Origin of the sequence: Streptomyces sp. NPDC048352 (genome assembly GCF_040651895.1) — a bacterium.
GTDB lineage: Bacteria > Actinomycetota > Actinomycetes > Streptomycetales > Streptomycetaceae > Streptomyces.
On record NZ_JBEZKZ010000018.1, the window covers coordinates 1 to 25,038 of the forward strand.

The 25,038-nt window shown below is 74.4% G+C and carries 25 protein-coding genes; 16 read left to right on the forward strand and 9 right to left on the reverse strand.

The genetic code is table 11. From position 1 onward, the window contains the following. Positions 1-274: 274 nt before the first annotated feature. Positions 275-991: a DUF4232 domain-containing protein gene (locus AB0D45_RS12315; protein ID WP_362457619.1), complete on the forward strand. Its 717-nt coding sequence runs from the start codon at positions 275-277 to the stop codon at positions 989-991. 98 nt (positions 992-1,089) lie between these two features. Further along, complete coding sequence (locus AB0D45_RS12320; protein ID WP_362457622.1) at positions 1,090-2,049, forward strand: SMP-30/gluconolactonase/LRE family protein; 960 nt, start codon at positions 1,090-1,092, stop codon at positions 2,047-2,049. Positions 2,050-2,112: 63 nt separating this feature from the next. Here the strand turns inward: AB0D45_RS12320 and AB0D45_RS12325 are convergent, their stop codons facing one another. Both AB0D45_RS12325 and AB0D45_RS12330 read right to left on the reverse strand, forming a co-directional pair. After that, positions 2,113-3,387: a DUF1266 domain-containing protein gene (locus tag AB0D45_RS12325; RefSeq protein WP_361609947.1), complete on the reverse strand. Its 1,275-nt coding sequence runs from the start codon at positions 3,385-3,387 to the stop codon at positions 2,113-2,115. A gap of 54 nt (positions 3,388-3,441) precedes the next feature. Further along, positions 3,442-4,863, reverse strand: coding sequence for an amidase (locus AB0D45_RS12330; RefSeq protein ID WP_362457625.1), 1,422 nt, complete (start codon positions 4,861-4,863; stop codon positions 3,442-3,444). Positions 4,864-5,001: 138 nt separating this feature from the next. On the opposite strand from AB0D45_RS12330, the gene AB0D45_RS12335 reads away from it, so the two are divergent. The 3 genes from AB0D45_RS12335 to AB0D45_RS12345 all read left to right on the forward strand — a co-directional run bounded on the left by AB0D45_RS12335 (position 5,002) and on the right by AB0D45_RS12345 (position 7,132). Next, a complete protein-coding gene (locus tag AB0D45_RS12335) occupies positions 5,002-5,616 on the forward strand; it encodes a TetR/AcrR family transcriptional regulator (RefSeq protein WP_362457628.1) in 615 nt (204 codons plus the stop codon). Positions 5,617-5,731: 115 nt separating this feature from the next. Further along, positions 5,732-6,499 carry a maleylpyruvate isomerase family mycothiol-dependent enzyme gene (locus AB0D45_RS12340; protein ID WP_362457630.1) on the forward strand — a complete coding sequence of 256 codons (768 nt, stop codon included), beginning with the start codon at positions 5,732-5,734 and terminating at the stop codon, positions 6,497-6,499. Between the two features lie 108 nt (positions 6,500-6,607). Continuing rightward, positions 6,608-7,132 (forward strand): DUF5133 domain-containing protein, encoded by a 525-nt coding sequence (locus AB0D45_RS12345; RefSeq protein WP_362457633.1) that lies wholly within the window; start codon positions 6,608-6,610, stop codon positions 7,130-7,132. A 19-nt stretch (positions 7,133-7,151) separates the two neighbouring features. Here the strand turns inward: AB0D45_RS12345 and AB0D45_RS12350 are convergent, their stop codons facing one another. Beyond that, the gene (locus tag AB0D45_RS12350) at positions 7,152-8,360 is read right to left on the reverse strand and encodes a cytochrome P450 (RefSeq protein WP_361609942.1); all 1,209 of its coding nucleotides are present in this window, start codon (positions 8,358-8,360) and stop codon (positions 7,152-7,154) included. 175 nt (positions 8,361-8,535) lie between these two features. Here AB0D45_RS12350 and AB0D45_RS12355 point away from each other — a divergent pair, with 175 nt between their 5' ends. Then, positions 8,536-8,691 (forward strand): DUF6131 family protein, encoded by a 156-nt coding sequence (locus AB0D45_RS12355; protein WP_361609941.1) that lies wholly within the window; start codon positions 8,536-8,538, stop codon positions 8,689-8,691. Between the two features lie 84 nt (positions 8,692-8,775). Here the strand turns inward: AB0D45_RS12355 and AB0D45_RS12360 are convergent, their stop codons facing one another. Further along, positions 8,776-9,234 (reverse strand): MarR family winged helix-turn-helix transcriptional regulator, encoded by a 459-nt coding sequence (locus AB0D45_RS12360; RefSeq protein ID WP_362457636.1) that lies wholly within the window; start codon positions 9,232-9,234, stop codon positions 8,776-8,778. Positions 9,235-9,360: 126 nt separating this feature from the next. Here AB0D45_RS12360 and AB0D45_RS12365 point away from each other — a divergent pair, with 126 nt between their 5' ends. Further along, positions 9,361-9,633, forward strand: coding sequence for a hypothetical protein (locus tag AB0D45_RS12365; RefSeq protein WP_362457639.1), 273 nt, complete (start codon positions 9,361-9,363; stop codon positions 9,631-9,633). A gap of 23 nt (positions 9,634-9,656) precedes the next feature. Then, positions 9,657-10,622, forward strand: a complete 966-nt coding sequence (locus tag AB0D45_RS12370; RefSeq protein ID WP_362457642.1) for an aldo/keto reductase — start codon at positions 9,657-9,659, stop codon at positions 10,620-10,622. On the opposite strand, the gene AB0D45_RS12375 is transcribed toward AB0D45_RS12370, so the two are convergent. Both AB0D45_RS12375 and AB0D45_RS12380 read right to left on the reverse strand, forming a co-directional pair. Beyond that, complete coding sequence (locus AB0D45_RS12375) at positions 10,623-11,576, reverse strand: MASE1 domain-containing protein (RefSeq protein WP_361611147.1); 954 nt, start codon at positions 11,574-11,576, stop codon at positions 10,623-10,625. A 56-nt stretch (positions 11,577-11,632) separates the two neighbouring features. Further along, positions 11,633-12,406 (reverse strand): PP2C family protein-serine/threonine phosphatase, encoded by a 774-nt coding sequence (locus AB0D45_RS12380; RefSeq protein ID WP_361611155.1) that lies wholly within the window; start codon positions 12,404-12,406, stop codon positions 11,633-11,635. 480 nt (positions 12,407-12,886) lie between these two features. On the opposite strand from AB0D45_RS12380, the gene AB0D45_RS12385 reads away from it, so the two are divergent. Both AB0D45_RS12385 and AB0D45_RS12390 read left to right on the forward strand, forming a co-directional pair. Continuing rightward, positions 12,887-14,128 carry a serine hydrolase domain-containing protein gene (locus AB0D45_RS12385; RefSeq protein WP_362457842.1) on the forward strand — a complete coding sequence of 414 codons (1,242 nt, stop codon included), beginning with the start codon at positions 12,887-12,889 and terminating at the stop codon, positions 14,126-14,128. A gap of 110 nt (positions 14,129-14,238) precedes the next feature. Then, positions 14,239-14,925: a hypothetical protein gene (locus AB0D45_RS12390; RefSeq protein WP_362457645.1), complete on the forward strand. Its 687-nt coding sequence runs from the start codon at positions 14,239-14,241 to the stop codon at positions 14,923-14,925. On the opposite strand, the gene AB0D45_RS12395 is transcribed toward AB0D45_RS12390, so the two are convergent. Together AB0D45_RS12395 and AB0D45_RS12400 are read right to left on the reverse strand one after the other, a co-directional pair. Beyond that, the gene (locus tag AB0D45_RS12395; RefSeq protein ID WP_361610891.1) at positions 14,915-15,439 is read right to left on the reverse strand and encodes a GNAT family N-acetyltransferase; all 525 of its coding nucleotides are present in this window, start codon (positions 15,437-15,439) and stop codon (positions 14,915-14,917) included. The genes AB0D45_RS12390 and AB0D45_RS12395 overlap by 11 nt on opposite strands. Positions 15,440-15,544: 105 nt before the next feature. Beyond that, the gene (locus AB0D45_RS12400; protein ID WP_362457648.1) at positions 15,545-16,495 is read right to left on the reverse strand and encodes an MBL fold metallo-hydrolase; all 951 of its coding nucleotides are present in this window, start codon (positions 16,493-16,495) and stop codon (positions 15,545-15,547) included. Between the two features lie 100 nt (positions 16,496-16,595). On the opposite strand from AB0D45_RS12400, the gene AB0D45_RS12405 reads away from it, so the two are divergent. The 5 genes from AB0D45_RS12405 to AB0D45_RS12425 all read left to right on the forward strand — a co-directional run bounded on the left by AB0D45_RS12405 (position 16,596) and on the right by AB0D45_RS12425 (position 22,018). After that, on the forward strand, positions 16,596-17,534 hold the full coding sequence (locus tag AB0D45_RS12405) for an AraC family transcriptional regulator (RefSeq protein WP_362457650.1): 939 nt from the start codon (positions 16,596-16,598) through the stop codon (positions 17,532-17,534). A gap of 91 nt (positions 17,535-17,625) precedes the next feature. Then, the gene (locus tag AB0D45_RS12410; protein WP_362457653.1) at positions 17,626-19,194 is read left to right on the forward strand and encodes an alpha/beta hydrolase; all 1,569 of its coding nucleotides are present in this window, start codon (positions 17,626-17,628) and stop codon (positions 19,192-19,194) included. Between the two features lie 106 nt (positions 19,195-19,300). Beyond that, positions 19,301-19,468 carry a hypothetical protein gene (locus AB0D45_RS12415; protein WP_361611516.1) on the forward strand — a complete coding sequence of 56 codons (168 nt, stop codon included), beginning with the start codon at positions 19,301-19,303 and terminating at the stop codon, positions 19,466-19,468. A 153-nt stretch (positions 19,469-19,621) separates the two neighbouring features. Then, positions 19,622-20,404 carry a 3-hydroxybutyrate dehydrogenase gene (locus AB0D45_RS12420; RefSeq protein ID WP_362457655.1) on the forward strand — a complete coding sequence of 261 codons (783 nt, stop codon included), beginning with the start codon at positions 19,622-19,624 and terminating at the stop codon, positions 20,402-20,404. 141 nt (positions 20,405-20,545) lie between these two features. After that, positions 20,546-22,018: a cellulose binding domain-containing protein gene (locus AB0D45_RS12425; protein ID WP_362457658.1), complete on the forward strand. Its 1,473-nt coding sequence runs from the start codon at positions 20,546-20,548 to the stop codon at positions 22,016-22,018. Positions 22,019-22,027: 9 nt separating this feature from the next. On the opposite strand, the gene AB0D45_RS12430 is transcribed toward AB0D45_RS12425, so the two are convergent. Continuing rightward, a complete protein-coding gene (locus AB0D45_RS12430; protein WP_362457661.1) occupies positions 22,028-22,441 on the reverse strand; it encodes a Fur family transcriptional regulator in 414 nt (137 codons plus the stop codon). Between the two features lie 298 nt (positions 22,442-22,739). Between AB0D45_RS12430 and katG the strand changes: the two genes are divergently transcribed. Continuing rightward, positions 22,740-24,971: a catalase/peroxidase HPI gene (gene katG, locus AB0D45_RS12435; protein ID WP_362457664.1), complete on the forward strand. Its 2,232-nt coding sequence runs from the start codon at positions 22,740-22,742 to the stop codon at positions 24,969-24,971. Positions 24,972-25,038 lie beyond the last annotated feature (67 nt).

Sequence of the window (25,038 nt, forward strand, 5' to 3'; positions counted from 1 at the left end):
GTCTCGGTGTCGATGAAGATGATGCGGGCGTCCTGGTACTGCTTGTCGTTGTCGGCCGTCGTGCTGACCGTGCCGGGCGGCCGGGGCGCCGCGTACCGTACGAGGCGCCCCGGCCGCCCGCCGCTCTCCACCGGGCGGCCGGCGGGCGTACGTCATGGTTGCGTGACAGGACGGCCACAACCGCGCAGGCCGGGAACTGCGTCGGAGCGCGGCGGCGTGTCCCTCCACGCGCGTGCCGGTGCGGGGCCGGCCGGCAGACACCGAGGAGCTCCCCATGCAGTACACAGCAGGCGTCCGCCGCACGGCGGCGGCTCTGGTGGCGGCCGCGGCGGCCACCGCCCTGATGACCGGCTGCGGTCCGGCCGACGACGGTGCGACGGGGGCGCCCCCGGCGCCCGCGGCTTCGGTACCGGCCGCGCCGACGCCGACGGGCGGCTCCTCGACCGGGGGCTCTTCCGGCGGCGGGTCCTCCACAGGCGGGTCCTCCACAGGCGGGTCTTCCACCGGCGGGGGCGGGACGGCGCCCACCCCGGCCGGCGGCGCGGGGAAGCCCTGCACGATCAGCGAGGTCAAGGTCTCCGACGCCGAGCAGGCCGCCGTCCGCCCGCCGGGGACCGGAACCGGGGCCGCCGTCGTCGCGGTCACCAACACCTCGAAGCACGCCTGCACCCTGAACGGGTTCCCGACGGTCGCCGGCGCGGGCAACGGCGCGCCCGGCAAGAACCTCCCCCTCGCCACCACCCACAGCGGCACGGCGTCCACGGTCCCGCTGGCGCCCGGCGCCCGCGCCTGGACGAAGCTCACCTTCGTCAACGTCCAGGGCGAGGCGGACGGGTACTGCGTCTCGGGTGCCACTCCCGCCAGCTTCCCGACCCTCGTCGTCGGCGTCCCCGGCGCGGGCTCGCACCAGATCGCCATGACCGACGGCACCTTCGCCCTGTGCGACAACAAGGCGACCGTCACCGCCTTCTCGGCCGCCAAGCCCTCCTGAGCCCAGCCCCTTTCCCCGGGGGCAGAGGCGGGGTGGTGCGTCCGGGTGCGCACGCCGATACTTCACGGGCAGCCGGGTCCGACCGTGGAGGGGAAGCGATGAGGCTCACCAGGACGTTCCGCGCCGCCTTGCGCGGGCCGCGCGCCGGATGGGCGGCAGCGGTCCTGCTGGCCGCGGCCGCCGCCGTGCCGGCCGCGGGGCCCGCGCACGCGGCGGCCCGCTGCGAGGCCCCCGGGGCGGCCGCGCCGAGGCAGGTGGCACGGGTGCCGGACTGGGTCGAATCGATCGCCGTGGACGGGCGCGGCCGGATGTTCGCCACCGCCTACTTCAGCGGCCGGGTCTACCGCATCGACGCGCCGGGCAGCGCCCCGGTCGCGCTCACCGGGAACATCGGGGCCAACGGCGGGATCGTCGTCCGTCCCGACGGGCAGCTGCTCGTCGGCACGGGCAACGACCTCGCGCACTCGCTGACCGGTGACCTCTTCCCCACCTCGAAGCTGCTGCGCGTGGACCCGGATTCGGGCGCGGTCAGTACGTACGCCTCCGGCCTCGGCGGGATCGACGGCGTCGCCCTCGCGCCCGACGGCACCGTGTACACCACGACCCTGGGGGGCCGCGGCATCGGCCGGGTCACCCCGGACGGGCGGGTCGACCCGGCCTGGGCCCGGGTGCCGCAGCCCAACGGGATCGCCGTCTCCCCGGACGGGAGCGAGGTGTACGTGGTCCAGACGACCGTCGCCCCCGGGCTGTACCGGATCCCCGTCGGCGATCCGGCGCACCCCCGGCGTTGGCTCTCCGCCGACGCCGGAGACGCCCTGGCCCTGCCCGACGGGCTGACCCTCGACGGCCTGGGCCGCCCGCTGATCGCCACCCATGCGGCGGGAGAGATCTGGCGGGCCGGGGACGGCGGGCTGTGCGCCGTGGAGTCGGGCCTCCCCCTCTCCACGCAGCTCACCTACGGGCGGGGCGACCGGGGCTTCTCGGCGGGCAGGCTCTACCGGGCGGGTGTCGACGGGACGGTCCACGAGGTGCCCGCCGGCGCCCAACCCGGCCGCTGAGCCGTCACCCGGGCCGGGGCCGGTCGGATCGGGTCAGGTCAGGTCAGGTCGGATCGGGTCAGGTCAGGTCCAGGGGAGGGTGCGCCAGGGGCTGGCGGGGTCGGTGGTCAGGACGCGGTGGGTGGCCAGGACCGTCTCGTACCACTCCCCGAACTCCTCCTCGTCGAAGTGGAGGCAGCGGCCGAGGACGTAGGCGGCGGAGAAGTCCTCCCACGAGCGGTAGTTGAGCTGGACGAGACGGCCGGCCCGGACCACCGCCGCCTCCGCCTCCTGCAGGGAGCCCAGGCGGGCGGCGAGGCCCCACCGGGCCATGCCGGAGGCCCGGCCGTAGTCCCAGGCCTCGACGGAGCGTACGAAGCCGCCTTCGGGCAGCAGGCCGTCCGCGCGGAAGCGCGCCTCGTAGCGGGCGATGCGGCCGATCAGCCGCTGCACGCCCGTCACCTGGCCCTCGGTCTCCGCCGGGGTGACGGGGCGGCCCTGGGTGACGCCGTCCGCCGTCAGCCGGGGCTCGGCGGCCGCCTCCGCGCGCCGGCGCACCACGTGGGCGGCGGCCTGGCGCCAGTGGTCGACCTCGACGGGGCCCGCGAAGTCCAGCGCCATGGAGCGGCGCAGTTGCAGGACGAACTCCCAGACACCGCTGACCATGCCCGCGCGCAGCAGCCGCTCCACCGTCTCCAGCCAGTCCTCCCGGGTGGTGACGCCCCACCAGCGCTCCAGGCTGCGCTTCTCGTCGAGGTAGCCGCAGCCGTGGTAGGCCATCGCGTTCCAGTAGCGGCCGTTGCGCACGGCGATGTGCGCGCCGACGGCGAGGCCGAAGGCGACCGGGCCGCCGCGGGGGCCGCCCAGCTCCAGGGTGTGGATGACGTCCCCGGCGAGCCCGGGGCGCTCCACCTGCGCCGCGTGGCGCTGCCACAGGGCCCGGCCCTCCGGCCCGGCCGGGAGCACCCCCTCGCAGGGGCTGCCGGGGTTGACGACGAGGTACGGCGGGTCGTCCGCGTTCCAGACCTCCGCGAACCAGCCGAGGTCGTAGCAGTTGTAGACCGGGTCGGCTGCGGGCGGCGGCAGCATGCCGCCGGTGTAGACGGCCAGGCACATGCTCTGGGTCAGGGGGTTCCAGTACGGGTGGAAGCGGGTGTTGCCCGGGTTCGCGTCGATCTGGGCCCGCGACTGCATCATGAACAGGTCCGCGCGGGCGACGAGGTCGTAGTACGCGGGCCAGTCGCCGCGGGTCCTCGCCTCGTAGAGCCCCCGCTCGACCGCGCTCGGCGCCTGCCAGCCCTGCACCGGCGCCATCGGACCGGGCAGGGCTCCTCCTTCGTGACCCGCTGTCAAACCCATGGGCAAACCCTAAGGGGTGTCCCGCGGGGGGCCGCGTCCCGGTCCGGCGGGCGCTCAGACCGCCGGGCGGGGGTCGACCGGGGCGAGGACGCCGAGCCGGTCCTCGACGGCCTGGGCGGCGTCCAGGCACAGGTCCTCCCGGAAGGCGCGCCCGACGATCTGGACCCCGCCGGGCAGACCGGCGTAGAGGCCGGTCGGCACGGCCACCGAGGGCACGCCCACGAAGCTGGTGGCCGTGCACAGCCGCATGGCCGTCGCGACGCGGTCCCGGCCCGCCCTGTCGCGGGACTCCAGCCCCGGTTCGACCGGGGGTTCGGTGAAGGAGGGGCCGAGCAACAGCGGGTACTCCTCGAGGAAACCGGCCCAGGAGCGGCGGATGTTCAGCCAGGTGCCCATGAGGGCGACGAGCTCGGCGGCGGTGGCGGGCGGGGTGCGTTCCATCGCCATCGCGATGTAGCGGTCCCCTCCCTCGCCGAGGAGGCCGCGCACCACCGGCCAGCTCGGGGCGAACTCGGTGACGGTGAGCAGTCCGTACGCCTCCAGGGCCTCGTCCAGCCGGGGCACGTCCGCCACTTCGCGCACGTCGTAGCCGGCCTCGCGCAGGGCGTCGGCCGCGTCGGCGACGGCCGCGCGGACGTCCGGGTGGACGCCGTGGCCGCCGGGGTCCGCCACCACGGCGACCTTCACGGGCCCGGGCAGCGGGGGCCCGTAGACGGGGACCGGGACGGCCCGGGGGTCGCGCGGGTCGGTGCCGGCCAGCGCCTCGTACGCCAGCCGCAGGTCGCCCACGGTGCGGGCCAGGGGGCCGTCGGTGACCAGGGTCTGGGAGGCCGGACCGGGGTCGTCGGGGCCGAGGACGCGGTGGTCGGCGGGGAAGCGCCCGGTGGTGGGCTTGAGCGCCGCCACACCGCAGAACTGGGCGGGGATCCGGACGGAACCGCCGGAGTCGTTGCCGAGGCCGAGGGCCGCCATGCCGGTGGCGACGGCGACGGCGTCGCCACCGCTGGTGCCGCCCGGGGTGCGGGCCGGGTCCCAGGGGTTCACGGTGTCGCCGAACAGTTCGCTGCGCGTGTGCATCCCGGCCAGGACCAGGGTGGGCATGTTGGCGTGCCCGATCGGGATGGCGCCGGCGGCGCGCAGCCGGGCCACCGGGGGTGCGTCGGCGGGCGCCACCAGGTCGCGGAAGCGCTCCACGCCGAAGGTGGTCGGGACGCCTTCGACGGGGGTGGTCTCCTTCACCGTGAACGGCACGCCGGCGAGCGGCCCGAGCGGCTCGCCGGCGGCGCGCCTGCGGTCCGTGGCGGCAGCGGCTTCGAGCGCCCGGTCCGCCATGAGCTGGGTCACCGCGTTGACGTGCGGGTTGACCCGGGCGATCCGCTCCAGGTGGCTCTCGACCAGTTCCACGGCCGACACCTCCGCACTGCGTACCGCTTCCGCCTGCGCGGCGGCCGGCCGCCGCCAGATGGCTTCCTGCATGATCCCGGGTCCTCCCCCTGCTGTTGTGATGCGCTTGCATCGGAACCATAGCCGAGGAAGTGATGCACCCGCATCGAATAAGCTGGGGCCGCGTGCGGGGACCCGTACGGCCCGGCGGAACCAGGGGAGGCGACGGGGATGCCCCGGCAGGTGGACCACGAGGAGCGGCGCCGTCTCATCGCCGCAGCCGTCTGCCACCTCGCGGACGAACGCGGGCTGGAAGGCGTCACCCTGCGCGACGTCGCCGCCCGCGCGCAGGTCTCGATGGGCGCGGTGCAGCGCTGCTTCGCCACCAAGGAGGAGATGCTGGTCTTCGCCCTCGGGTACGTCGGCGAGCGGATCGGCGAGCGCGTGCGCGCCCGGCTCGTCAGGAGCCCCGCCCAGTCGGCGGCTTCCGCGCTGGGCCACGCGGCCACCGAGGTCGCGCTGCTGCGGGCGGAGCACCGGGCCGAGGCGCGGGTCTGGCTCGCCTTCGTCGCGCAGGCCGCGGTCAGCCCGCCGCTCGCCGCGACGCTGAGGGCGAACTACGCGGCCCTCCAGGAGGCGTTCGCGCACCTCATCGCGGAGGCCGGCGGGGGCGCCGGCCTTGCGGCTCCCCAGGATCCCGGGCGTGAGGCCCGCGCCGTGCTGGCCCTGGCGGACGGCCTCACCACCCACGTCCTGATCGGGCACCTCGCCCCGGAGGAGGCCGAGGAGGTGCTCCACGCCCACCTGCGCCGCCTGTGGGAGGGGCCGGCCGGCGGCGCCGGGTGAGGGGGCGCTCCGGGGACGGCCGGGGGCCCTGCTCCGGGGGCCCCGCTCCGGGCCCGCTCCGGGGCTGTGAAAGAGTGCCGACGGCGCGCGTACGACAGGACGGAAGGGCCCCACCATGCACACTGGCGACCGGATCGACCACGGGGCCGCGGTCGCGGCGGAGACGGCCCGGTTCGCGGCCCTGCTCGCGGACGCCGATCCGACGGCCCCCGTGCCCACCTGTCCCGGCTGGACGCTGGGCGACCTGGTCCGGCACACGGGCGGTGTGCAGCGCTGGTTCTCGGTGCTGCTGCGACAGCGGATCCAGCAGCCGCCGACGAGCCGCGACGTGGACCTGGGCCTGCCCGCACGCGAGGACGGTTACGCCGCATGGCTGAGCGCCGGCGCCGCCGCGGCGGCGCAGGTCTTCGCGGACACCGACCTGGACGCGCCCATGTGGGTGTGGGGAGCGGACGGACACGCCCGGTTCTGGGTCCGCCGGATGCTGTTCGAGACGCTCGTGCACCGCGTCGACGCCGAACGGACCCTGGGGCTCGGTTCGGCGATCGACCCCGAGCTCGCCCGGGACGGCGTGGACGAGTTCCTGGCCAACCTGCCCTTCGCCGCCCTGTTCGCCCCCAAGGTCGCCCACCTGCGCGGATCCGGCGAGGCCATCCGGTTCCGGTGCACCGACACGGACGGCACCTGGCTGGTCCGGCTGCGGCCCGACGGCTTCGGCCTCGTCGCGGACGGACCCGGGGCCCCCGCCGCGGCGGAGGTCCGGGCCGCGGCGGCGGACCTGCTGCTCGTGCTCTACGGGCGCCTGGACCGCACCGCGCCGGCGGTCGCGGCCACGGGGGACGGGGAGCTGCTCGACCGCTGGTTCGCCAACTCGGCGTTCTGAGAGGTCACAGCCCCGGGAACCGGCCCGCGGGGGCGGCCCCGGGCGGAATGCGGAACGTCACCGCCTGTGTCAGCGTGGGAGGGCACACCCCGCTGAAGGGATCCTTTCGTGGCGTCTCCTGGTGATCCGCCGTCCGCCGCCGCCCTGGCGGCCGGGGCCGCTCCCCTTCCGGGACGGCCCCACGGTGAAGCGCCGACCGAACTGCGCGCGGTGGGCCTGCTGATGGCCACGACGCCCTGTTCGGCACGCGAGGCGAAGCAGATCCTGCTCGCGGCGGCCGACCGGGCCCGGATCACGGCGGCCGAGGCGGCGGAGGCGATGGTCGCCGGCTCGCTCGGCCTGCCGGTGCCGGTACGCGTGGAACGTGCCCTGCGGCGCGCGGTGCAGGCGGCCCGCACCCCCATGCCGCCGGGCGCCTTCCGGAACGTCGGGATCCTGCCGAGCCGGCCCCGGACCGAGGAGGTCCTCTCCCGCCTGCGCGGCTGCCAGGCCCGCCTCGCCGCCGACCCCACCAACCCCGGCACCCTGCGGGCCATGGACGACGTGGCCTACACCCTGTGCGTGCTGATGGGCAGGCCCACCACCCACGAAGCGGTACGGGCGGCGGAGGGGCACCTCGCCGCCCCGGAGTAGCGCCGGCCGGGGGCCGTGGTCACCAGCGCACGGGCAGTTCCCGTACGCCCCGGATCAGCATGCCGGGCACCCAGGAGAGCTCGGCCTCGTCGGCATCGCTGCGCAGGTCCGGGAACCGCTCCAGCAGCGAGCGGAGCGCGATGCGGCCCTCCGTCCGGGCCAGCGGCGCGCCGAGGCAGTAGTGGAGCCCGTGGCCGAAGGCGATGTGGCCACGCGCGTCGCGGCGGATGTCGAAGCGGTCCGGCTCCGCGAAGCGGGCGGGGTCGCGGTCCGCGTCGGCCATGGCGATCAGCACGGCGGAGCCCTTGGGGATCACCACCCCGCCCATCTTCACGTCCTCCAGGGCGAGCCGCTCCGTGCAGGTCTCGACCGGGCCGTCGTAGCGGAGCATCTCCTCGATCGCGCCGTCCAGCAGGCCGAGGTCCGCGCGCAGGTCGGCGAGCTGGTCGGGGTGGGCGAACAGCGCGCGCATCCCGTTGCCGATCATGTTGACGGTGGTCTCGTGTCCGGCGATGAGGAGCAGGACGCACATGCCGATCAGCTCGGCCGGGGAGAGCCGGTCGCCGCCCTCGTCGACGGCGTGGATCATCGCGCTGAGCAGGTCGTCGCCCGGTTCGGCGCGCTTGGCGTCGATGAGCCCGCTCAGGTACCGCGGCATCTCGGCGTACGCCTCGGCCTCCGCCTCCGGGCTGGTGCGGGCGACCATCTCGTTGGACCAGCCGCGGAACGCGTCGCGGTCCAGGGCCGGGACGCCGAGCAGTTCGCAGATGACGGTCATCGGCAGGGGGAACGCGAAGGCCTCCACGAGGTCGCCGCGGCGGTCCCCGTCGGCCTCCATGGCGTCGAGCAGTCCGTCCGTGATCTGCTGGATGCGCGGCGCCAGCGCCTCGATGCGGCGCGGGGTGAACTCCCGGGCCACCAGGCGGCGCAGCCGGGTGTGGTCCGGCGGGTCGGCCATCAGCATGTGCGCCAGCGCCGGGTGGTCCTGTTCGGCGTTGATGATCTGGCCGACGTCCCCGGAGCGGCGCCAGTCGCGGCTCAGCCGCGGGTCGGTGAAGGCCGTTCGGCAGGCCTCGTGGCCGACGACCAGCCACATGTCCTCGCCGTCGGGCGTGCGCACGCGGTGGACGGGCCCCCGCGCCCGCAGCGCCGCGTAGACCGGGTACGGGTTCCGGACGAAGTCCGGGCTGAGCTCCAGCAGATCGACGGCGGCAGGCTGAAGTGCCATTCCATTCCCCCCAGATCGCACGGGTGGCGGCGCCCGTGCGGCGCCGCGTGTTCACCCCACAGTAGTCGCGGCGTCACTGCCGGAGGTCATCGGCCGCCCGGCGCCGCTTCGTGCCCTCAGCGATGCATTGAGGGGCCGGAAGTGGGCAGACGACCACCGGAGATCGGAGAACACCATGATCATTCTGGGTATCATTCTGCTGATCGTCGGCTATGTGGTCGGCATTTCCATCCTGTGGACCATCGGCATCATCCTGGTCGTGATCGGCCTCATCCTCTGGATCCTCGGAGCCCTCGGCCACGCGGTCGGAGGACGGCGGCACTACTGGTAGCCGGCCCGCCGCGAGGACCGCGCCGGCCGGCGCCCGACCCGCCGCGCGGGCCGGAGGGGTTCACCACCTCCGGCCCGCGCACGGTCAGCCCTCCGAGCCCCGGTCCTCGGGCAGTCCGGTGCCGCCCAGGCGGGCGAGCAGCGCGCTGAGGGAGTCGATGTCGGCCGCAGCCCACTGCGGCGCGGCGAAGACCTCGGCGGCGACCTGCTCGGCGGCCTTGAGGCAGTCGCGCAGGCGTTCGCGTCCCGCGTCCGTCAACGCGGCGTAGGCCACCCGCGCGTCGCGGGCGTCCGCCTCGCGCACCACCAGGCCGATCCGCTCCAGCGGCCCCAGCCCCCGGGTCACCCCGGACGCCGTCAGGCCCAGCGCCCCGGCGAGGTCGACCCGCCGCATCCGGCCGCCTTCCGCCCGCCCGAGGTGGAGCAGGACCAGGAAGTCGGCCAGGCTGACTCCGTACAGCGACCCCAGACGGGAGTCGAAACGTCGCACCAGCGCCGTCTGGGCCTTCACCAGGCGCAGGGACACATCCAGCACATCACTCATTGCTACCTCCTTGACTCCTCAAGCATCACGGAAGAAGCTTGAGGAGTCAAGGAGATGTTCAGGATCTGCGCTGCGGGTCGGTCGCGTATCGTCCTTGCGTTCCCGAACCTGGAGGCTCCGACCGCCGTGGGTCTCGTCTCGCTGCTCCTGCTCGCCCTCTTCGCCCTGGCCGCGTTCGCATGCGGCCGCCTGGCCGTCCGGCTGGTGCGCCGCGCCCCCCTATGGGCCTGCGCGACCGCTCCGCCGCTGCTGGTGGCCGCCACCGGCTGGGCGCTCGGCCGGCTGATGTGGCCCTCGTACGCGGCGGCTACGGCCGTCCTGGTGTGGTGGCTGTGCGGGCTGGGCGGCGCCGTCACCCGGTGGTCCGGCCAGGCCCGCACCCACCGCCGCCGCCACTAGGGGCTCTCCTTAGGGTGGGGCCCGTGACGACGAACACCGAGACGGGTACGCACGGCGGCCGGGTGCTGTACGGGTGCATGGGACTGGGCGGCAGCTGGGAGCCCGGTCCGTACGGGCCGCAGGACATCGACGCCGCCGAGGAGGCCGTACGCGCGGCCCTCGAAAGCGGCATCACCGTCTTCGACCACGCCGACATCTACCGGCACGGCAAGGCGGAGGCCGTCTTCGGCGAGGTCCTCGCCCGAACGCCGGGCCTGCGCGAGCGCATCACCCTCCAGACCAAGTGCGGCATCCGCCTGCCCGGCGCCGACGGCGGCCCCGCCCTGTACGACCTGCGCGGCGCCGGCATCGTCCGGCGGGTGGAGGAGAGCCTCGAACGCCTGCGCACCGACGTCATCGACGTGCTCCTGCTGCACCGCCCCGACCCCCTGGCCGACCCGGACGCGATCGCGGCGGCCCTGATGTCCCTGCACGGCCAGGGACTGGTGCGCGCCTTCGGGGTCTCGAACATGGGCGCCGCGCAGATCGGCCGCCTCCAGGCGCGGCTGGACGTGCCGCTGGTGGCCAACCAGCTGGAGATGAGCCTGCACAGCCGCGCCTGGGTGGAGGCCGGGGTACTGCTCAACACCCCCGAGGGCGCCGGCCACGGCTTCCCCTTCGGGACGCTGGAGCACTGCCTCGACCACGGCATCCGCCTCCAGGCGTGGGGCGCGCTCGCACAGGGCCGGTTCACCGGCGGGCAGCGGACGCCCGCCGAGCACGCCACCGCCGCGCTGCTGGAGGACCTGGCCCGCGCGAAGGGCACCACCCCGGAGTCGGTGCTGCTGTGGTGGCTGACCCGGCACCCGGCGGGGATCGCACCCGTCGTCGGCACCGCGCGCCCGGAGCGGATCCGCGCCTGCCGCGACGCGGCCCTCCGCGCGCCCGACCTCACGCACGAGGAGTGGTACGAGCTCTGGACCACGGCCCGGGGCGTGCCGCTGCCCTGATCACTCGTCCCGCCGGCCGGGGGCGAGGTGGGCCACCACCTCGGCGAGGTCCTCGCACACCTCCTCGATCTTCAGCCGGATGTTGATCTGCTCGGTGACCATGGCCGACAGCAGCAGGCCGGTCAGGGCCGCCGCCCCGTTGAGGGCCTGGAGGTTGACCATGACCTCCAGGAGGCTGTGGCGGGCGAAGGGGCCGGTCTGCTCGGTGGCCGCGCCGACGGCCACGACGGACACCAGCAGGGCACAGGGGGCGGCGCCCGCGAGCTGGAAGCGCACCGCGGCCCAGATGAGCAGGGGGAAGACCAGGAAGAGCAGCGAGAGGCCGCTGTGCGTGGCCACCGCGGTCACCACCACCGCCGCGGCGGTCAGCGCGAGCGCCTCGGCCACCCGGTACGGGTCCCGGGGGAGCCGGGCCCGGCGCAGGGCCAGCAGCAGGGGGGTCACCAGCAGCACCCCCATGGTGTCGCCCGCCCACCAGGCCGACCACACCCCCCAGAACTTCTCCGGCGGCAGGTCGCCCGTGGCCATCAGCGTGCCCGCACCCCCGGTGGCGCTGATCAGCATCGGCGCCAGACCGCCCAGGAAGACCAGCGCCAGCCCGTCCCGCAGCCGGTCCAGCTCCGGCCTGAACCCGGCGCGGCGGAGCAGGCCGTACGCGCACAGCGGGGCCAGCGTGTTGCAGGCGACGATGACGAGGTCGACGGGGCGGAAGGCGGTGATCCCCTCGATGGCGAGGTACGTGCCGAGGCCGATCCCCGGCCAGATCCGCGGGCCGAACCAGAGCAGGGCCGCGAGCGCGATGCCGGTGGGCGGCCACAGGGGCGTGACGACCGAGCCCTCGACGACCACCTGCCGCAGCAGGCCGAGCCTGCCGCTCAGGTAGTAGGCGGCGGCGACGCCGAGGATCCGGAGCAGTGCTTCGGACGGACCTCGCCATTCCACGGTGCGCACCACAGCATCAGACAACAGCCCGCCGCCGGGGTGGCGCGTGACACGCCTGGCGTCCGGGATCAGGGGCCTGCCGCGTCGTGGCTGAGGACGAGGACCGCGGCGTCGTCGGCGTGGCCGGTGGAGTCGGCCACCTTCATCACCTCGGCCGCCAGTTCGCCGGGGTCTCCTCCGGCCCCGTCCCGGACGATCCGCAGCACCCGTTCCAGCCCCGCCTCGATCGGGAACGACGGCCCTTCGACCACGCCGTCGGTCAGCAGGACGATGGAGCCGGGCTCGGTCAGCCTGCGCCGGGTCACCGAGTACCGCGCGCCGGGGACCGTGCCCAGGGGCGGGCCGCCCGCGTCCTCGGCGATGCCGTAGCGGCCGGAGGCGGTGGCCCAGACGGTGGGGACGTGCCCGGCCCGGGCGCTGGCGAGGTCGCCGGTGCGCGGGTCGTAGCGGAGCAGGCTGCACGTGGCGAACAGCTCGCTGTCGAGCGAGAGCAGCACCTCGTTGGCCCTGCGGAGCACCTCGCCCGGGTCGGCGACGACCGCCGCCACGGCGCGCAGGCAGACCCGGACCTGCCCCATGAACGCGGCGGCCGCCACGTCGTGCCCCTGTACGTCGCCGACGGAGAAGGCGAGCGCGTCGTCGGGCACCGGGAACCCGTCGTACCAGTCGCCGCCGATCTCCAGGCCGTGCTGGGCGGGCGCGTAGCGGGCGGCGGTGCGCAGGCCCGGCAGTACGGGCAGGGCGGAGGGCAGCATCTCGCGCTGGAGGGCCTCGGCCAGCTCGACCCTGGCGTGCTGGAACCGGGCCCCTTCCCGGGCCTGGGCGCTGAGCCGGCCCAGCATGCTGAGCAGGTCGGCGCTGTCGGGCCGGTGGGGTTGGCGCCGAGGGGTCACGGACCCCTCCGGGGTATGTCCATGGGCTCCCAGCTCCCGCCGCGCGAAGATCCGGGCCCCATCATATTTCGGCCCCCGGGATTCCGCCGGACGCCGGGCGGGCGGGCCCCGTCCCGGCCGGCCGTCCGGTTGCGCGCCGGTGAACGGCGCGGTAGGGGCTCCCCCGGCCGGCAGCCGTACGGGGCCCGGGGATCCGGGTCCGCCGTCCGGTACGGGTGCCCGCCGGGGCGGCGGTGTTCGGACGGGGCGTCAACAGGGCGCGTGCGCACGGCCGGTGACGGGGCTTCGGGCAGCCCGCCCTGACCGGCTTTGCCTGATCTTGCGTAAGCTCTTGATCGACTCGGCCGCCGACTGCTCCCTCGGCACCGTTCCGGCAGGCGGCCTCCGGGTCCCGCAACCGCACCGACCGTACAGAGGACCAACGTGCTCCTGCCCCTGAACCGCCGTCTGGCCGTCAGCGCCGCCCTGCTGGCCACGGTGGCCGCCGTCGCGCCCGCGACCGCCGCCCAGGCCGCGCCCGCCTTCCCCGGGACGGCCGGGACGGCCGCCCCCGCCCTGCCCGATCCCGATCTGGAGGCCGTGGCCCAGGCGCTGCGGAACACGACCGCGGCCGGAGCCCCCGGCGCCCTGGCCCGGATCGCGGACGGCAGGCAGACCCGGGTCGAGAAGACCGGCGTGCGCGACACCGGTACGGGCCAGGCCATGGATCCCCAGGCCCGCTTCCGGATCGGCAGCGTCACCAAGACGTTCTCGACGGTGGTGCTGCTCCAGCTCGTGGACGAGAAGAAGATCGAGCTCGACCGGCCGGTCAACCACTACCTGCCGGGGCTGCTGCCCGACGACCGGATCACCGTGCGGCACCTGCTGAACCACCGCAGCGGGCTGGCGGACTACACCAACGCGATGTTCGACAAGACGGTCCCCGGTTTCGAGGCCGTACGGAACAGGGTGTTCGGCTACGAGGAGCTGGTCAAGCTCTCCCTGGCCGAGCCCCGCACGACCGAGCCGGGTCTCGCGTACAAGTACTCGAACACCAACTTCGTGGTCGTCGGCATGCTCATCGAGAAGGCCACCGGCCGGCCGGTGGCCAAGGAGTACGAACGCCGCATCATCAAGCCGCTGAAGCTGCGCAACACCTCGTACGTGCACCCCGACACGAAGATCAAGGGGCTGCACGCGCACGGCTACCTGACCCCGGACGAGGCCGGCGCCCCGCTGGTCGACTCGACCGAGCAGACGGTGTCGTGGGCGCAGTCGGCCGGCGCGATGATCTCGAACCCGGCCGACCTCGCCACCTTCATGTCCGCCCTGGTGAGCGGGAAGCTCGTGGCGCCCGCGCTGCTGGACCAGATGCTCACCATGACCCCCACCGACGCCACCAACACCCGTTTCTACGGGCTGGGTCTGCGCCGCTACGACCTGTCGTGCGGTACGTCGGTGTACGGGCACACGGGCACCGTCCAGGGCTTCTACACCTACGCCTTCACCACCCGCGACGGGGCGCGCACCCTCACCGCCATGGCGAACACCTCGAACCGGGGTGAGGCGAACACCGCCCTGGGCGGCACCCTCGAAGGGGCCTTCTGCGGCAAGAAGCCGGTGAAGGCGTCCGCCCGCGGCTTCGCGGCCGCCCCGGCCGACGTGGACCTGCCGGAGCGCAACGCCCGATGACCCGACCGGCCGCCGCGGACCCGCCGAGGGGCCCCGCGGCGGCCGTGTCCGTACGGGAACGCTACGCTCGGGCGGCAAGCGGCCGTCACGTCCGGGGGGATCCCGCCACCATGACCATCCACCGTCCCGGCCTGCCCGGGGACCTGCCGCCCGCCGAACTGCTGTGGGCGCACTGGGCCCTGGTCGCCGTCCTGGAAGCCGGCACCGAGGCGGAGGGCCGGGGCGTCCACCGCACCGGCCACTGGATCGACGGGGAGGGGCTCCACCTCGACGACTGCGGCTGCACCTGGTGGACCTTCGCCCGGGCGGGCGAGGGGCGGTACGTGCTCTACGGCGAGGACGAGTCGAGCGGCGTCAAGTGGCACGAGCCGGCTGTCGACATGCTGGCGCAGGGCCCGGACTGGCTGCCCTACGAGACCCTGCGCGACCTGCTCGCCGGCATGCAACTCGGCTGCGTCTACTGGTCGGAGAACGGCTCCTGGGCCCGGGCGCCCTATCCGGACGACCTGGACGACGACGGCCTGGACTGCGGGATCAGCCGTTTCACGGAGCGCCGCGAGCTGCTGGCCCTGCTCGACGGCGCCGGGGACGACTGCGGCTGCGGGCGCGACGACGCTCCGGGGCGGACCGCGGTGCGGCTGCTGGACGCCGCGGTGCGCGGGGAGCTCCGGCCCGCGGATCTCGAGGCGCTGGCCGCCGGCTGCTCCTGCGGCCACTGGGACCTGCCGGCCATGCTGCGCGCGCTGGAGCTGTCCGGGCTCGCGGACCGCTCGCGGAGCGCCGGCGTCAGAGGGTGATCCAGTAGCGGCGCTTGGGGCCGATCAGGGTCTCGCGCACGTCCTCCAGGACGCCGCCGTTGCGTTCGATGGTGCGGGCCGAGGCCTCGTTGCCGGGGTCGCAGGTCAGCAGGACCCGGTCCATGCCCAGCAGCCGCGCCTCGTAGAGGACCGCGCCCAGCGCCCAGGTGGCCACGCCGCGCCCGCGGGCCGACGGGCGGACGCAGTAGCCGATGTGGCCGCCCGCGTCGAGGAGGAACGCGTTCAGGTAGTGCCGCAGGTCGATGGCGCCCAGGTAGGTGTCGCCCTCGGTGATCCACCAGTAGGTGGTGGGGACCCGGCCCTGCTCCACGGGGGCCGTGCGGTCGGCGTGGCGGCGCAGCCGGGCGGTCCAGTCGGCGAAGCCCTGCGGGGTGGCCACGTCGTCGTCCGAGCCGAGCCCGGCGCCGTCCAGGTGGGCGTCGGGTCCCCACTCGTCCTGGGCGGCGAGCCAGGAGGAATGCAGACGGGGGGTGGGGGCGACGAGTTCCGGCATGCTGCGGACGGTAACAGTCGTTTGATCCGACTCCGCAATCCGCGGCGCGCTGGGGGTCGACGCGCATCGCACGGCGTCATCACCCCTGACGGGCCGGACGGCGGCCTACGCCGACGCCTCCTCGTCCGTCACCGGTCCGGGGCCGTAGGCGGCCCACGCGCCGAGGCCGAATCCCGTCCCCTCCCGGCGGACCTCCACGGCTCCCGCGCCCCCGAAGTGGGCGGGCACCACCAGTTCCCGCAGGTCCGCGGCCCGGGCGAGGACCCGTCGGCGGGTCGCCGCCGCCTGCTGCGGATCCATGCAGAAGCAGCTGTTGCAGCCCGGGGCGACGATCTGGACCGGGCTGTGCAGGAGATCACCGACGAAGACGGCCCGGTCGCCGCCGGACGCCAGGCGCAGCACCGAGGAGCCGGGGGTGTGGCCGGGGGCGGCCTCCAGGCTCAGGTGGGCGTCGATGCGGTGGGCACCTTCCCAGAGCACGGCTTGGCCGGAGCGGTGGACGGGCGCGACGCTGTCCTCGTAGACCAGCCGGTCGTCCACCCGCTCACCGCCCGCGTACCCGCCGAGCGGGCCGAAGTGGTGGTCGTCGGCCGCCGGGATGAGGTAGCGGGCGTTGGGGAAGGCGGGGACCCACTCCCCCGTGACGTCATGGGTGTTCCAGCCGACGTGGTCGGCGTGCAGGTGCGTGTTGACGACGTAGTCGACGTCCTCGGGGCGTACTCCCGCCCGGGCCAGGGCACCGAGGAAGTCCCCGTCCCTGTGGTGGAACAGCGGAGAGCCGGGGCGCTCGCGCCCGTTGCCCACTCCGGTGTCGACAAGGACGGTGGCCCCCGCGCTGCGCAGGACCCAGGTCTGCAGGGCCATCACGGCGCTGTCGTCCTGCGGCTGCCAGTGGTCCGGTGCCAGCCAGTCCTCGTTCTCCTTCCACACCCGCTCCCCCGCCGCGGGAACGAGGCCGCCCGCGGGTCCGAAGGGCCCCTGCCACTCGACGACGCGGATGACCTCGACGTCGCCGAGCACCATGCTGTTTCCGTTCGTGTTCTCCGTGTTCTCCATGACCCGGAATCTACGGACGCCCGGTGAGCGCCTCAATGCTCCGGATGATCACAGGGATACGCGAACGGCTCACCGCCGAAGCCCTGGGTAGGGTGGCCCGGTGGATGTGGTGAGCGACGCGATCTCCGCCGTACGGGTCGGCCGGCCCTCCTCCGACCGGGTACGCGTGGACGGCAGCTGGTGCGTCCGATTGGCCCCGTACGACGGCGCCGGCTTCCACGTCGTCCTGGAGGGCGGCTGCTGGCTGCTGCCGGACGGCGGACCGCCCGTGGCACTCGGCGCGGGCGACGCGGTGCTGCTGCCGCACGGCACGGGCCACGTGCTCGCCGACGGGCCCGCGGACGAGGAGGCCGTGGCGCGGGCGGTGCCGTTCGAGACGGTCAGCGCCGCGGAGCGGGGGCCCGGGCCGGCGGGGGGCCGCGCGGGCGCGGTGGAGATGCTGTGCGGCAAGTACCGGCTCGACCGCAGCCGGGCGCATCCGTTGATGGCGGAGCTGCCGCCCGTGGTCCATCTGCCGAACCGGGTGGGCAGCCACCCCGAACTCCGTTCCGCCATCGACCTGCTGGGCCGTGAGCTGGGCGGGCAGCGGCCGGGGGCCGGCGTCGCGGTCCCCAGTCTGCTCGACCTGCTCCTCGTCTACATGATCCGCTCCTGGCTGACGGCGGAGGGCACGGCGGGCACCTGGCCCGCCGTGCTGGGGGATCCGGTGGCGGCCGCCGCGCTGCGGGCCCTGCACGCCGATCCGGCCGCCCCCTGGACCACCGACCGGCTGGCCGCGGAGGCGGGGGTGTCCCGCCCCACCCTGGCGCGGCGCTTCACGGCCCTGGTCGGTCGTCCGCCGATGGCGTACCTCACCTGGTGGCGGCTGAACCTCGCCGCGGGCCTGCTGCGCAGCACCGAGGTTCCGCTGGCCGCCGTCGCGCGCCGGGTGGGCTACGGCACGCCGTACGCCCTCTCGCACGCGTTCAGCCGCCAGTTCGGCACGACCCCGGGCCGGTACCGGGCGGGTCCGGCGACGGGCGGGGCGCCGGCGGGGTGAGGGGGGAGGCCCCGGGGAAATCTGACCGGAATACGCCCCTACACTTTGTCACTCGTTTACCCGTGCCTCCGAACCGCGCAGGAGCTCCCGCATGCCCCACCGAATACGCCGCCCCGTCCGGGCGGCGGTCCTGACCGCTGCCGCCCTGCTGGCGGTCCCCGCCCTGGCGGCCTGCGGCGGCGACGCGAAGGCTCCGGCGCAGGCGAAGCCCTCCGGGTCGGCCGCCGCCTCGCCCGCCCCGCTGCCGGCGCTGCCCGCCGCGCTGACCGGCCAGAAGCCCGAGTGGCGGACCTGCCCGGCGCCCTCGGCCGCCCAGGGCGGCGGCAAGGCCCCCGGGGCGGGCTGGGAGTGCGCCACGATGAAGGCGCCGCTCGACTACGCGAAGCCGGGCGGCGAGACCATCGACGTGGCCCTGATCCGCAAGAAGGCCGGCGACGCGGGCAAGCGCATCGGCTCCCTCGTCTACAACTTCGGCGGCCCCGGCGGCTCCGGCGTCCGGACGCTGCCTCAGGCGGCGGACGAGTACAAGAAGCTGGGCGCGGTCTACGACCTGGTCAGCTTCGACCCGCGCGGCGTGGGCAACAGCGCCCCGGTCCTCTGCCTGGACGACAAGACGCTCGACGAGGACCCGGGCACCGGCGACACCCTCGCCGAGATCAAGAAGTTCACCGACGCCTGCAAGCAGAAGTCCGCCAGGCTGCTCCCCCACGTGGGCACGGCCGACACCGCCCGTGACATGGACCTGATGCGCCAGGTCCTCGGCGAGCAGAAGCTGAACTACTTCGGCATCTCCTACGGCACCCGGCTGGGCGGGGTCTACGCCCACCTCTTCCCGAAGAACGTCGGCCGCACCGTGTTCGACGCCGTCGTCGACCCCACGGCGGACGAGGCCCAGGCCGGGCTCGGCCAGGCGAAGGGCTTCCAGCTGGCGCTGGAGCACGCCATGAAGTACTGCCGCGACACGTACACCGCCAACTGCCCGACCGGCCCGAGCGACGCCGAGGGCAACAAGCGGATCAACGAGCTGCTGGAGAAGCTGAAGGCGAAGCCCGCCTCCACCGACAGCGGCCGCAAGCTCACCTCCGACCTCGCGCTCACCGGCATCGCCGCCAGCCTCTACGACAAGGAGACCTGGGAGTACCTCGTCCAGGGGCTCGGCGAGCTGCGGCAGCTCGGCACCGGCAACATCCTGCTGGCGCTGGCGGACGGCTACAGCGGGCGCGGCGAGGACGGGCACTACGACAACTCCAACGCCGCGCAGGCGGCGATCAACTGCGTCGACACCAGCCGCCGGTACACCGTCGAGGAGAAGACGGCGCAGGAGCCCGCCTTCCGCGCGGCCTCCCCGGTCTTCGGCCCGGAGATGGTGGAGGGCCTGCTCGGCTGCTCGCAGTGGCCGGTCCGCGGGACGGGCGACAAGCCCGAGGTGGGCGCCGCGGGCGCGGCCCCGATCGTCGTGATCGGCAACACCGGCGACCCGGCCACCCCCGTCGAGGGCGCGAAGCGGATGGCCGACGCGCTCGGCCGCGGCGTCGGCGTCAACCTGACGGTGCGGGGCGAGGGGCACGGCTCCTACGGGCACAACGCCTGCGCCACCAAGGCCGTCGACGCGTTCCTCGTCGACGGCACCGCCCCGGCCGACGGGACGGTCTGCTCGTGAGCGCCCATCTCCGCCCGTACCGACCTCTGTTCGGCTGCCACGAGGCCGCCGCCTACACTTGTGCCGCCCGGCCCGCGGTGCCGGCTTCAGGGGAGTGAAGTCCTAAGTGAGCAGCACCAGCAGTGATGCGCCGATCTACGCCCAGCTCGTACGCGAGCGCGGTGATGTCCCCGGTCAGGTCCGACGGGAGGCGGAGGAGATCCTGCGCCACCTGGCCCAGGTGATGGCCTGGCGCCCTTCATCGGCCGGCCTGCCGAACTGGCGTCCCCAGTAGGAGGGCCCGCCCGGGACGCGTGAACGGCGCCCCGGGCCGCCCGCCCACGCCCCGCGATACGGCGGCGGTGGTGGCGGACGCCACCGCCGGGCCGCCGAGTGTGGCGGCGGCGCACATCGGCAGGCGGCGGCGTACGTCCCTAACGTTCGGGCCATGACGAGCGGATTCACCACCGCATCCGGTGGAACAGCGTCCGGCCTGGCGGGCCGGGTGGCCCTGGTGACCGGCGGCGGCAGCGGCATCGGGCGCGCCTGCGCCGTGGCGCTCGCCGGCGCCGGGGCCCTCGTACACGTCGTGGACGTGGACGCGCGGGCCGCCGCGGAAGTGGCCGAAAGCGTGGGCGGGCGGGCCCATCCGGCCGACCTCGCCGACCCGGCCGCCGTCGGCCGCCTGCCCGCCGAGGTCGACGTCCTGGTCAACAACGCGGGGCTGCAACACGTCGCCGCCATCGAGGACTTCCCGCCCGAGCGGTTCGAGCTGCTCCAGAAGGTGATGGTCACCGCCCCCTTCCTGCTGCTGCGCCGGACCCTGCCCCACATGTACCGGCGCGGCTGGGGACGGGTGGTCAACATCTCCAGCGTCCACGGGCTGCGGGCCAGCCCCTTCAAGTCCGGGTACGTCACCGCCAAGCACGCCCTGGAAGGGCTGAGCAAGGTCACCGCCCTGGAGGGCGCCCCGCACGGGGTGACGAGCAACTGCGTGAATCCCGGCTACGTGCGCACCCCGCTGGTGGAGCGGCAGATCGCCGCCCAGGCCGAGGCGCACGGCATCCCCGCCCCGCGGGTGGTCGAGGAGGTGCTGCTGCGCGGCTCCGCGATCAAGCGGCTGATCGAGCCGGAGGAGGTGGCCGCGGTCGCCCTGTGGCTCTGCGGCCCCCACACCGGCCACGTCACCGGCGCCTCGCTCCCGATGGACGGCGGCTGGACCGCCGCCTGATTCCTGAGGCGGACCTTTCCGCCGGCTTAAGCGGAACCTAAGGCTCGGCGATGACACCCCGAAGCGAACGAATGTCCGTTTCGGGGTGGCTAGCGTGCTGCCCCGTACCCCGTCCCCGGTCACACGAAGGCAGGCATTTCCATGGGCAGCAGCACGCACGGGCACCGGCGCAGGGCGAGCGGCGGGGCCAAGGCCGCCGGAGCGGTCGTGGTGGCGGCCGTGCTGGGGGGCGCGGCGTTCGCGTTCTCCGGCACGGCCCAGGCCACGTCCGTCGGGGCCGCCTACACCAAGTCCAGCTCCTGGAGCGGCGGTTACACCGGGCAGTACGCGATCACCAACGGGACGGGGCGGGAACTGAGCGGCTGGACGCTCCAGTTCGACCTCCCTGCGGGCGTCCGGATCGACTCGCTGTGGAACGGAACCCACACGGTCGAAGGGCAGCGCGTCACCGTGAGGCCCGCCGGCTGGAACGGGACACTGGCGCCGGGCGCCTCCGTGACCGTCGGGTTCGTGGCGAGCGGCGCCGGGACGCCGGGCGACCCCACCCGCTGCCTGATCAACGCGGTGAAGTGCTCGGTGGAGCAGGGCGCGACGCCCCTGCCGAGCGGCCGCCCGACAACCGGGCCCACGGCCACCGCCACGGCCACCGCCACCGCCACCGCCACCGCGACTCCGGTGCCGCCGCCCTCCCCCACCCCGACGGCCACCGGCGCGCCCGGCGCCGGCGCGCGGTTCGCCCCGTACGTGGACACCTCCCTGTACCCCGCCTACGACCTCCTCGACACCGCGGCCCGGACCGGCGTCAAGGAGTTCCACCTCGCCTTCGTCACCGCCGGCGGGGGCTGTTCGCCGCTGTGGGGCGGGGTCACCGGCCTCGCGGACGACAAGGTCGCGGCCCAGATCGGCGCGCTGCGCACGGCGGGCGGCGACGTGCGGGTGTCGTTCGGCGGCGCCGCCGGGCGCGAGCTGGCGCTGAACTGCGCCACCGCCGACGAACTGGCCGCCGCGTACGGGAAGGTGGTCGACGCCTACCGGCTGACCAAGGTCGACTTCGACATCGAGGGCGCCGCCCTGCCGGACACCGCCGCCAACACCCGTCGCGCCCAGGCGATAGCCCGGCTGCAGAAGGCGCACCCGGGCCTCGACGTGGCGTTCACCCTGCCCGTGATGCCGGAGGGGCTGACCCAGCCCGGCGTGGCCCTGCTGGCCGACGCCGCGAGGAACGGCGTACGGATCGGCGCCGTCAACATCATGGCGATGGACTACGGCCCCGCGTACGGCGGGAACATGGGGCAGTACGCGGTCCAGGCGGCGACCGCGACCCAGGCCCAGCTCAAGGGCGTGCTCGGGCTCTCCGACGCCCAGGCCTGGAAGACGGTGGCCGTCACCCCGATGATCGGCGTCAACGACGTGGCGAGCGAGGTCTTCACGGTGGCGGACGCGACGGAACTCGTCCGGTTCGCCCGCGCCAAGGGCGTCGGCCGGCTCGCGATGTGGTCCTCGGCCCGCGACCGGCAGTGCGCGGCGGGTGCCCTCGGCCACGCCGACGCCACCTGCAGTTCCGTCCTCCAGGAGCCGCTGGCCTTCACGAAGGCGTTCGCCGCGTACCGGTAGGACGGGACCTCAGGCGGCGCAGGCCGGGCACAGGCCGCGGTAGGTGACCTCCGCCCCGGACAGCGTGAAGCCGAAGCGCTCCCCCGCCGGGAGGTCGCCCAGCGGGTTCCCGGCCGGGCGCACGTCCCGGATGAGGCCGCAGCCGGAGCAGACGAGGTGGTGGTGGGGGTGGTGGGCGTTGGGGTCGTAGCGCTTCGCCCGGCCGTCGGTGGACACCTCCGCCACCTCCCCGAGGGCGACCAGTTCGCCCAGGGCGTTGTAGACGGTGGCCCGGGAGATCTCGGGCAGCAGCCCCACCGCGCGGGCGTGCACCTCGTCGGCGGTCAGGTGCACGTGGTCGCCGTCCAGGACCTCCGCGACGACACGTCTTTGGGACGTCAACCGCCAGCCGCGCCTGCGCAGGCGTTCCAGCAGGTCACTCATGTCGGCCCCCCTCTTTTTCAGGTTCGAGCGGCCCCCGGGCCCTTGAGAGGGGCTCGAGAACCGATGGGATCCGGGCTTGGTGTGCTTCTTGACTTGGACTGCGTCCATCGTAGGATCTGATGCGTTGATAGCCAAGGGATAGGAATACCCCGCAGCGGCAGGAGACGGCGAGGTGACGGGCGGGGCCGCCGTCCGAGGACGGACGGCAGGGCGAGGGCCGGTCACCGCACCCCGGCCGTCCCACCGCACCGCACCCGTTCCTGAACAGCGTGATCCGCCTGGTCCGGAAGGATTTTGCATGTCTGAGAACCACGACGCAGTCGTCGTCGACGCCAAAACAGAGGGCGCAGGCGGCTGCCCGGTCGCGCACGAGCGCGCCCCGCACCCCACCCAGGGCGGCGGGAACCGCCAGTGGTGGCCCGAGCGCCTCAATCTGAAGATCCTCGCCAAGAACCCCGCCGTGGCCAACCCGCTCGGCGAGGGGTTCGACTACGCCGCGGCGTTCACGTCCCTCGACCTCCCGGCCGTGAAGCGGGACATCGAAGAGGTGCTGACCACCTCCCAGGACTGGTGGCCGGCCGACTTCGGGCACTACGGGCCGTTCATCATCCGCATGGCCTGGCACAGCGCCGGCACGTACCGGATCAGCGACGGCCGCGGCGGTGCCGGGGCCGGCCAGCAGCGGTTCGCCCCGCTCAACAGCTGGCCGGACAACGCGAACCTCGACAAGGCCCGCCGGCTGCTGTGGCCGGTGAAGAAGAAGTACGGGCAGAGCCTGTCCTGGGCCGACCTGCTGATCCTCGCGGGCAACGTCGCGCTCGAGTCCATGGGCTTCGAGACCTTCGGCTTCGCCGGCGGACGCGCCGACGTGTGGGAGCCCGACGAGGACGTCTACTGGGGTCCCGAGACCACCTGGCTCGACGACCAGCGCTACTCGGGCGACCGGGAGCTGGAGAGCCCCCTCGGCGCCGTCCAGATGGGCCTGATCTACGTCAACCCGGAGGGCCCGAACGGCAACCCGGACCCGCTCTCCGCCGCCCGCGACATCCGTGAGACGTTCCGCCGGATGGCGATGAACGACGAGGAGACCGTCGCGCTGATAGCCGGCGGCCACACCTTCGGCAAGGCCCACGGCGCCGGCCCGGCCGACCACGTCGGCGTCGACCCGGAGGCCGCGCCCCTGGAGGCGCAGGGCTTCGGCTGGCAGAACACGTACGGCTCCGGCAAGGGCGCCGACACCATCACCAGCGGCCTCGAGGTCACCTGGACCACGACCCCGACCCGGTGGAGCAACGACTTCTTCGAGAACCTCTTCCGCTACGAGTGGGAGCTGACCACCAGCCCCGCCGGCGCGCACCAGTGGGTCGCGAAGGACGGCGCGGGCGCCGGCACCATCCCGGACGCGCACGACCCGTCCAAGAGCCACGCGCCGATGATGCTGACCACGGACCTCTCGCTGCGCTTCGACCCGGCCTACGAGCAGATCTCGCGCCGCTTCCTGGAGCACCCCGACCAGTTCGCGGACGCCTTCGCCCGCGCCTGGTACAAGCTGACCCACCGCGACATGGGCCCGGTCGTGCGCTACCTCGGCCCCGAGGTCCCGAGCGAGACGCTGCTGTGGCAGGACCCGCTGCCGGCCCGCACCCACGAGGTGATCGACGACGCCGACGTCGCGTCCCTCAAGGAGCGGATCCTCGGCTCCGACCTCACGGTGTCCCAGCTCGTCTCCGTGGCCTGGGCGGCGGCCTCGTCCTTCCGCGGCAGCGACAAGCGCGGCGGTGCCAACGGCGGCCGCATCCGCCTCCAGCCGCAGGCCGGTTGGGAGGTCAACGAACCGGACCAGCTCGCCGCGGTGCTGCGCGTCCTGGAGGGCATCCAGGAGTCCTTCAACGCCGCCCAGGCCGGCGGCAAGCGGGTCTCCCTCGCCGACCTGGTCGTCCTCGCCGGCTCCGCCGCCGTCGAGCAGGCCGCCAAGGACGCCGGGCACGACGTCCGGGTGCCCTTCACCCCGGGCCGCGTGGACGCCTCGCAGGACCAGACCGACGTCGAGTCCTTCGCGGCGCTGGAGCCCGTCGCCGACGGCTTCCGCAACTACGTCGGCAAGGGCAGCCGCCTGCCCGCCGAGTTCCTGCTGGTCGACAAGGCGAACCTGCTGACGCTCTCGGCGCCCGAGCTGACCGTCCTCGTCGGCGGCCTGCGCGTCCTGGGCGCGACCTACCAGCAGTCCAAGCTGGGCGTGTTCACCGACACCCCGGGCACCCTGACGAACGACTTCTTCGTCAACCTGCTCGACCTGGGTACGACGTGGAAGGCCGCCTCGGCGGACGAGAACACCTTCGAGGGCCGCGACGCCGCCACCGGCGCGCTCAAGTGGACCGGCACCCGCGCCGACCTCGTCTTCGGCTCGAACTCCGAGCTGCGGGCGCTGGCGGAGGTGTACGCGAGCGACGACGCGCAGCGCAAGTTCGTCGAGGACTTCGTCGCCGCGTGGAGCAAGGTGATGGACCTCGACCGGTTCGACCTGGTCTGACCGGCGCCGTCAGTCCGACCACGACGCCCGGGCCGGCCGGCCCGGGCGTCGTGTTGCCCGGGCGTCG